Annotated in this window: 9 protein-coding genes; all 9 read right to left on the bottom strand. The window is 37.3% G+C overall.

All coding sequences use genetic code 11. The annotated features are described in order from the left end of the window. Nucleotides 1-193 precede the first annotated feature (193 nt). The 9 genes from V7127_RS24265 to acnA all read right to left on the bottom strand — a co-directional run bounded on the left by V7127_RS24265 (nucleotide 194) and on the right by acnA (nucleotide 7,990). Complete coding sequence (locus V7127_RS24265; protein ID WP_335490639.1) at nucleotides 194-493, bottom strand: hypothetical protein; 300 nt, start codon at nucleotides 491-493, stop codon at nucleotides 194-196. A 44-nt stretch (nucleotides 494-537) separates the two neighbouring features. Next, nucleotides 538-969, bottom strand: a complete 432-nt coding sequence (locus tag V7127_RS24260; RefSeq protein WP_335490637.1) for an acyl-CoA thioesterase — start codon at nucleotides 967-969, stop codon at nucleotides 538-540. 2 nt (nucleotides 970-971) lie between these two features. Continuing rightward, nucleotides 972-3,275, bottom strand: coding sequence for an AAA family ATPase (locus V7127_RS24255; RefSeq protein ID WP_335490634.1), 2,304 nt, complete (start codon nucleotides 3,273-3,275; stop codon nucleotides 972-974). A gap of 145 nt (nucleotides 3,276-3,420) precedes the next feature. Further along, nucleotides 3,421-3,657, bottom strand: a complete 237-nt coding sequence (gene tlp / locus V7127_RS24250; protein WP_335490631.1) for a small acid-soluble spore protein Tlp — start codon at nucleotides 3,655-3,657, stop codon at nucleotides 3,421-3,423. A 63-nt stretch (nucleotides 3,658-3,720) separates the two neighbouring features. Continuing rightward, complete coding sequence (locus V7127_RS24245; RefSeq protein ID WP_335345802.1) at nucleotides 3,721-3,864, bottom strand: acid-soluble spore protein N; 144 nt, start codon at nucleotides 3,862-3,864, stop codon at nucleotides 3,721-3,723. A 62-nt stretch (nucleotides 3,865-3,926) separates the two neighbouring features. Further along, complete coding sequence (locus V7127_RS24240; protein WP_315668757.1) at nucleotides 3,927-4,058, bottom strand: FbpB family small basic protein; 132 nt, start codon at nucleotides 4,056-4,058, stop codon at nucleotides 3,927-3,929. A gap of 124 nt (nucleotides 4,059-4,182) precedes the next feature. Further along, nucleotides 4,183-4,689: a peroxiredoxin family protein gene (locus V7127_RS24235; protein WP_335490629.1), complete on the bottom strand. Its 507-nt coding sequence runs from the start codon at nucleotides 4,687-4,689 to the stop codon at nucleotides 4,183-4,185. Between the two features lie 43 nt (nucleotides 4,690-4,732). Further along, on the bottom strand, nucleotides 4,733-5,149 hold the full coding sequence (locus V7127_RS24230) for a hypothetical protein (protein WP_335490626.1): 417 nt from the start codon (nucleotides 5,147-5,149) through the stop codon (nucleotides 4,733-4,735). A 132-nt stretch (nucleotides 5,150-5,281) separates the two neighbouring features. Then, nucleotides 5,282-7,990: an aconitate hydratase AcnA gene (gene acnA / locus V7127_RS24225; RefSeq protein ID WP_335345805.1), complete on the bottom strand. Its 2,709-nt coding sequence runs from the start codon at nucleotides 7,988-7,990 to the stop codon at nucleotides 5,282-5,284. Nucleotides 7,991-8,090: the final 100 nt, after the last annotated feature.

The following is an 8,090-nucleotide window of genomic DNA, read 5'->3' as shown; positions in this document are numbered from 1 at the left end:
CTATGTAACCATACAAAATAGAAAATTTGTATAGGAAAATTATTTTCTTCAACTATATGGCTTTTATCCTTCTTAACGGTAAATATGATATAATAAAAAATGTCCAATCCCATATATACCAAGGGTTTAGACATTTTTATCACCAAGTTTATTTAAGCGTTAATTTGTATTAAAGGAAAAATATACGCTATCACTACTTTAATTTCCAAATTTGCTCTAACAATCCTTCTCTTTCAAGAATTTCAGCCTGCCTCTCACCTAAAAGATCATAATGTGAATAGCCATCCTTCCGTTGATGAATCCATTCAGCTCTCAATCCATACTTCTTTCCCCATTTAACTAGTTTTCCCATATCATTACATCCAACTTTGGTGACGGTTGTACAGTCTGGAAAGCGATCATCTAGCCAATAATGGGTTAAAAAAGCGATGTCTCCCAGATCGATTTTTCTTTTCCATTCGTCCAGTTCTTCCTTTTTTATGCCAAATGCCAAAGATGCATCTCTCCTCTTTAATATTGATAATTTAGAAGGAAATTTCACACATTAACAGATTGCTTTTTTGCCTTTTCATAGGCCTCGTGCCAAATTGGATAATGTTTCTTAACAGAAATTGGACGAAATGATTCCTTTTTGACACAAACATGCTTGGAAATGCCTGTAACAGCAAGTTCTCCTTCTTCTGTATATATTTCGTAGCCATAGCTGACCCGCAAGCCATCATACTCCTCAATCCACGTTTTTATTATTGCGTTTTCACCATAATGCAGCGGCTTCTTATAGGATGCTTGTATATCTAGGACAGGCGAAATAATCCCATCCTTCTCCATCTCTGCATAATTAAAACCTAAATCCTTAATGAGCTGGGTTCGGCCTAATTCCATCCAAATTAAATAGTTAGCATGGTAAACAACACCCATTTGATCCGTTTCAGCGTATCTTACTTCGATTTCCCTTGTTGATACTAACATGTTTATTCCCCATTTCCCATTCTTTTGAGAGCTGTTTCAAAATCTACTTTTTCTAGATAGGATACATTTTGTAACAGCGTATCCTTATCGTCTCCAGCAAGAATCCTCATTGCTTGGGATTGAATTGTTTCATCCGTTAGATTTGTTGCAAATCGTCCATTACCGTTTATGGATATTCCCTTAAGTTCCCCTTTAAGATACTCAATCGCACTTCCTGTTAATTCGTATTGAAATTGTGAAGCATAATTGATAATAATTTGGAGCAGCTCTTCCGCAGTGTAATCATTAAAATAGAGAAACTTTTTAAATCTTGATTTCAACCCCGGATTACTTTGCAGCAAGGCCTCCATTTCGTTCGGATAACCTGCTAGTATGACAACTAAGTTCTCATTATGCTTTGTCATTTCATCAACTAGAGTATCAATGACTTCCTTGCCAAAGTCACCTTGAACTCCAGATAATAAGGAATAGGCTTCATCGATAAAGAGGACTCCGCCAAGTGCTTCTTTCAATTTCTTTTTCGTTTTAATCGCAGTTTGTCCGACATATCCAGCGACAAAATCTGCTCGGCTTGCAACAATTAAATGCCCTCTTTTTAAAAATCCGCATTCCTTTAAAAGCTCTGCATAAATTTTGGCAACGGTAGTCTTTCCTGTTCCCGGGTTTCCAATAAAAACTGAATGAAGCTGGATTGGTACGAATGGAAGTCCCTTTTCTCTTCTAATTTGCTGCATCCTTACAAATGATGTTAACATATTCACTTCGTCTTTTACCGTTTGAAGACCGATTAAATTCATTAATTGTTTTTTAGGATTTATTGGCGCATCGCATGCAGTCATTTCAAAATCCGTTTTATCGAGCAGTGAATAATCTAATATGGAATTGTCACCATCATCAATATGAGCACCTTTATTAAAAATAGCATCTAAGACAATGTTTTTTACAGCCCGGGCATTTCCAAACGTATCATCTACCCTTTCCATTTCAATCCTTTTTTCAAGCTCCTGTTTTGCCTCAGCAGTCAGAACATAGTCATTATCTAAAGCAAGTTTATCGGCAATCTGAATGAGCTCATCATTTGAATAGTCAGGCAGATGGATAAAATTCGATTGGGGAAAACGACTTCTTAACCCAGGATTTGCATCAAGGAACTGACGCATCTCATCTGGGTATCCGGCCATAATAACAGCAAATTTCCCGCCATATTCTTGGCCTGTCATTAATGACACGAGGGTATCAATGACCGTTTGCCCATAATCATTGCTTGATTGTCCTTCTCTTCTTAAACTATAAGCCTCATCAATAAATAATACTCCTCCAAGTGCTTTTTGGACTGCAGCCCGTACGTTTTCTTCCGTTTGCCCAACAAAAGCGCCGACTAGCTGTGAACGATCGACTTCTACTACAGCTTCTTTAGATAATGAACCAAGGTGATAATAAATTTTTGCCAGTAACCTTGCTAATGTCGATTTCCCAGTTCCCGGGTTTCCTGTCAAAATCATATGCATGCTTAATTCATCTTTTAATTGAAAACCAAGTGCTTTTCTATCCTTCTGATACTTTAAATATCGGTAAAAATCTCTTACTCGCCCTTTAACATGTTCTAATCCGATCAATTTCTTCAATTCTTCCAGTGGGTTTGCTGCAGTTTCAACTTCTAATGATTCCTCTTTAAATAGCAATTCCCAGCTCTTCTTAATCTCTTCAATCCGGTCTAAAGTTTCTCTCATTTCAGCGTAATACGAAGAGTGATAAAAGACTCCCACAACGGATTGTATGTATTCTTCACTTGCTTTAAGAAGCTTTAATGTCTCCTCCTCAGCCGTATCTAACAGTTCATTCATGCTTGAATATAATTCGATCAAATGGTTATCCGTCAGTTTATCTTGAGTTTTGGTAAGTTGCTCCCGCTCCTCTTCAGCTTGATCTAAAAACATCCTACATTGTTCTTGAATCTGATTAACGGTTTGCAATTTCGCTTGTTTATTATCTGTTTCTCGAAGCGGAGGAAACGACAAAATATCTAATAAAACTTCTTTGTTTTTCCAATTCATTTGTTCGATGATCTCAGCCGTTTTAGAATGATGTGGATTTAAGCTATATGCTTTTTGTATCCACGCAAGACCAAGAGTATCTTCCTTTGCTTTTGCTAGTCTTGAACGACCGGCGAGCGATAGTAATTCTGAAACCAGTTCCCAATTTTCATTCTGATTTAACGTTTTGATGAAGGCTAATATTGCAGCTTCATTTTCAATATAACCATTATGCTGAAACTCCAATTCCCAATTCCTTATTTGACTGTTCATATACTTGTTCTGTCTTTGTTTTTCCATCTGCATCACTTCTTCTTTTATAGTCCACAACTATCATATCATACTTAATGAAAGGGAAAAAAATTTGAATTAAAAGAAGACCTGATCTTTCGGATCAGGTCTTCTAAATGTAGCTAATTTATTTATAACCATTTTGCCGTGCCTGGCTTTCATCTTGAATTTCCGCGCGCATTGCTTCAATACTTTCCTTACGGCGCTCATTTTTAGCGGCAATTTTTGCACGCTCTTCTCCATCAGCGAACTGCATCGTTTCTTCAGCATCATTCATATTTTCAATTGTGTTTTCAACCATCGTATTTAGTTTTTCAACATTGTCACTGCGATCATCTGGTTTAGGTTTACTTTCATAAGCCATAAATAAATAACCTCCTATTGAAGATGTACTGATACAAAGTTAGTATGTCGTTTCAAAGGAAAGCTATTCACCTTTTGTTTGTATTACTTGGGGAACTCCGCCAGTATTGCTTTGCATTTTTTTCCCCTTATTTCCACCAAAGCTGCGCGATTTTGTCCCAATATGATTAGGATTATATTGCACAGATTCTCGTTTCGGATTACTCATAAGAATCCCTCCTTATTAAAAGTATGTCCAGTAGAGGAGGGGGGCATTTATGGTAAAGAATGTTATTCCGCTTTATTTAATCGCTTTTCTTCTAATCGCTCTTCAATTTTTTCCATTGCTGCCTGATCTTTTAATATTTGTCGCTTATTTTCTGAAACAAGTTCGGCGAATGAGCGTTTTCGTGGTTTTCTCATTTTTATGTCACCTTCCTTTAAACCTATATTAACTTTTATTATGGTCAATAACCGTTTTAATTATTACAAATTTTCGAAAATTTTATTTTACAAAAGAAAAACATCAGCATAAGCTGATGAATTCTTATTTTGTATATTCTCTCATCATGTCAATTGTCATTGCACTTAAATGCTTATGTGTAATAATCCCTTTTTCATTAATAAAGAAAGTCGTTGGAATGGTTAAGATTTTATATGCAGTATTTACCTCATCTTTATCATCGAGAAGAATAGGAAAATGAATATCCATCTGCTTGGCAAACCCAGCAACATCATACTCAGGATCAATATTAACAGCCAGTATAATTATTTTATCACCGACTTCTTCGTGAAACTTTTGCATTGCAGGCATTTCCGCTTTACATGGAGGACACCATGTTGCCCAAAAATTTAAGATCACCTTTTTCCCTCTATAATAGGAAAGCCTTACTGTTTCGCCATCTAAGTTTTTTAATTCAAAATCAGGTGCTTTTAATCCAACCTTTAGCCCTGGAAGGTTCTCCGTTTTCGGTTCTTCCTTATCCATCGCGTGAACAATTGCTGCTGCCATCAAGCCAAAAATAATACTTGCTGCTACGATCTTTTTAATCATTTGCTGTTCAACACCCTTATTATCTATTTAATCGTATTGTAACCTAGACAAGCAGAAAAAATAAGGTTCTGAACAGCCAAAAAGCAACGAAAAATGTGACAATTCCATAAACAATATGCGTAAACCAGTTCTTAAGCGGCCAGCTTCCTTTTCGATATTTTGTATAAAAATAAATAACTGCGATTAATAGGCCGAGCAGTTTGCCCTTTGTTCCGCCAGTTGAATAAAGAATGGATAATGGCTTTTCTATAATAACCGTTGGCTGAAAAATAACGGAACTAAATTTATAAACGATAAATCCAATCAGAACAGCGTTTAAAAATGAACTTAAAAAGAGTTCCTGAAATGAACGATCCTCTTTTGACATGAATTTCATAAATAAATAAGCAGTCATACCGGCAAGAAAAAAAATAATCCATTCATATTTCAGCATAAAGGGGCCTAACATAATTGCACCCATCTCTTTCCTCCTAATCACATTTTCTTTCTATTAACATACAAGAGTCCTTTATGTTTGTAAAAATAAGTGCTTGAACAAAAAAACGCGTGAGGTTTCAACATTTGAAACCCCACGCGCTTTTTGTATACTAAATTAATTAGCTAATTTTTCACGTAGAACCATTTGTAAAATCCCGCCATGACGGTAGTAATCGATTTCTACTTCTGAATCGAAACGAACAAGAACTTCAAATTCTTTCTTGTTGCCTTCTTCATCAGTTGCAGTTACCTTTACTAGATCACGTGGTCTTACATTTTCATCGATTTGAACATCGATTGTTTCTTTTCCTGTTAAACCAAGAGCTTCTGCACTATCACCATCTTTGAATTGAAGTGGAAGAACCCCCATCAATACAAGGTTAGAACGGTGAATACGCTCGTAGCTTTCAGCAATAACTGTCTTAATTCCAAGTAAATTTGTACCCTTTGCAGCCCAGTCACGTGAAGAGCCCATTCCATAATCTTTACCTGCTAGAACAACAAGACCAGTATCTTCTTCTTTGTACTTCATGCAAGCATCGTAAATGGACATCACTTCACCAGTTGGCCAGTGAGTAGTGAAACCGCCTTCTGTTCCTGGAGCAATTTGGTTACGGATACGAATATTAGCAAATGTTCCACGCATCATTACTTCATGGTTACCACGGCGAGAACCATAAGAGTTAAAGTCACGTACCTCTACTCCGTTTTCTAATAAATATTTACCAGCAGGTGTATTCTTGCCAATTGCACCAGCAGGAGAAATATGGTCAGTCGTAACAGAATCGCCAAACTTACCAACTACGCGAAGACTATTTAATGGCTTCACTTCATCCGGATCTGCCTTTAACCCTTCAAAGAAAGGAGGATTTTGGATATATGTTGATGTTTCATCGAAAGAATAAAGCGGCTCACTGCTTGTTTGGATTTTATTCCAAAGAGCATTGTCACCAAATACATTCTCATATTCTTTACGGAATAATTCTGGTGTTACCGTTTGCTTAACAACTTCATTTACCTCAGCAGTAGTTGGCCAAATATCTTTAAAGAACACGTCATTTCCATCTTTATCTTTTCCAATAGCATCCTTCTGAAGGTCAATATCCACTGTGCCAGCTAACGCATAAGCAACAACTAACGGTGGTGAAGCCAAGTAGTTAGCTTTTACTAATGGATGAATACGTCCTTCAAAGTTACGGTTACCAGAAAGAACTGATGTTACTAAAAGATCGCTTTCAGCGATAGCCTTTTCGATTTCTTCTTTAAGTGGTCCAGAGTTACCGATACAAGTAGTACAGCCATAACCAACAATGTTAAAACCTAATTGATCTAGATAAGGCTGAAGACCTGAATCACGAAGGTAACCAGTTACAACTTTAGAACCTGGTGCTAAAGAAGTCTTAACAAACTTTGGAACTTCCATGCCAAGTTCAACGGCTTTTTTCGCAACTAAACCAGCACCAACTAATACATATGGGTTAGAAGTATTTGTACAGCTCGTAATGGCAGCAATTGCAACAGCACCTGTTTTCATTTCTGTTGTATCGCCATTATTGAATTTAACTGTTACTTCCTTATCAATTTCCTTTCCATCTAAACCAAAGCCTTGGTTGCCTTGTGGAGCAGTTAATGCTTTGTTAAATTCCTGTTTCATCGCTGAAAGTGGAATTAAGTCCTGTGGACGCTTTGGACCAGAAAGGTTTGCTTCGATATCAGAAAGATTAATCTCTACAACATTTGTATAAACTGGCTCTAATGAAGGATCGAAGAATAATCCATTTTCTTTAGAGTATGTTTCTACTAATTTAATTTGTTCCTCAGAACGGCCAGTTAAGCGCATGTATTCAAGTGATTCCGCGTCAACTGGGAAGAATCCGCAAGTTGCACCATATTCAGGTGCCATGTTAGCAATTGTTGCGCGGTCAGCAAGCGGCAGTTCAGTGACGCCAGGACCAAAAAATTCAACAAATTTTCCGACAACACCATGTGCACGAAGAACTTGTGTTACTTTTAATGCTAAGTCAGTAGCCGTTGCGCCGTCTGGAAGTTCTCCAATTAGCTTCACACCTACAACTTCAGGTACAGGGAAATATGAAGGCTGTCCAAGCATTCCAGCTTCCGCTTCAATTCCTCCAACACCCCAGCCAAGAACACCAATACCGTTGATCATAGTTGTATGGGAATCAGTACCTACTAATGTGTCTGGGAATGCTTCGAATTCTCCATCTTCATTTTCAATTGCATGAACAACACTTGCAAGATACTCAAGGTTTACTTGGTGAACGATACCTGTAGCAGGCGGTACAGCACGGTAGTTATCGAACGCTTTTTGTGCCCAGCTTAGGAATTGATAACGCTCCGCATTTCTTTCAAATTCAAGCTTCATATTAGCATCTAATGCTTCAGGAGAACCGAATTGGTCAACTTGAACAGAGTGGTCAATAACAAGGTCAACTGGCTTAAGAGGGTTGATTTTATCTGGGTCTCCCCCCATGTCTGCCATAGCCTTGCGAAGAGATGCTAAATCTACAACCGCAGGAACTCCAGTAAAGTCTTGCAGGATTACACGTGAAGGTTTGAATGGTACGTCAACCTCTTTAACTTCATCCGTGCCCCATTTTGCTAAGTTTTCTACATGTTCTTGCGTAATAACACGACCGTCAAATTGACGAAGAACAGATTCTAATAATACTTTAATAGAGTACGGCAGATTTGCTACATTGCCGATACCAGCTTTTTCTAAAGCACCTAAATGATAATAATGATAACGCTTCCCGTCTAATTCAAATGACTTACGGGCATTAAATACATCATTTTTCACCATGGGTTTATCCCCCTTTTACATATTTAATCAAATATAAAGATTTAGAAATTTGTCGAATAGATGGGATTTTTGACCATCTACTCTTCTCAACAATAATCTT

Source organism: Bacillus sp. JJ1773 (genome assembly GCF_036962035.1).
In the GTDB taxonomy this organism is placed as follows: domain Bacteria; phylum Bacillota; class Bacilli; order Bacillales; family Cytobacillaceae; genus Cytobacillus.
This window is presented reverse-complemented; position numbering and strand designations above follow the sequence as displayed.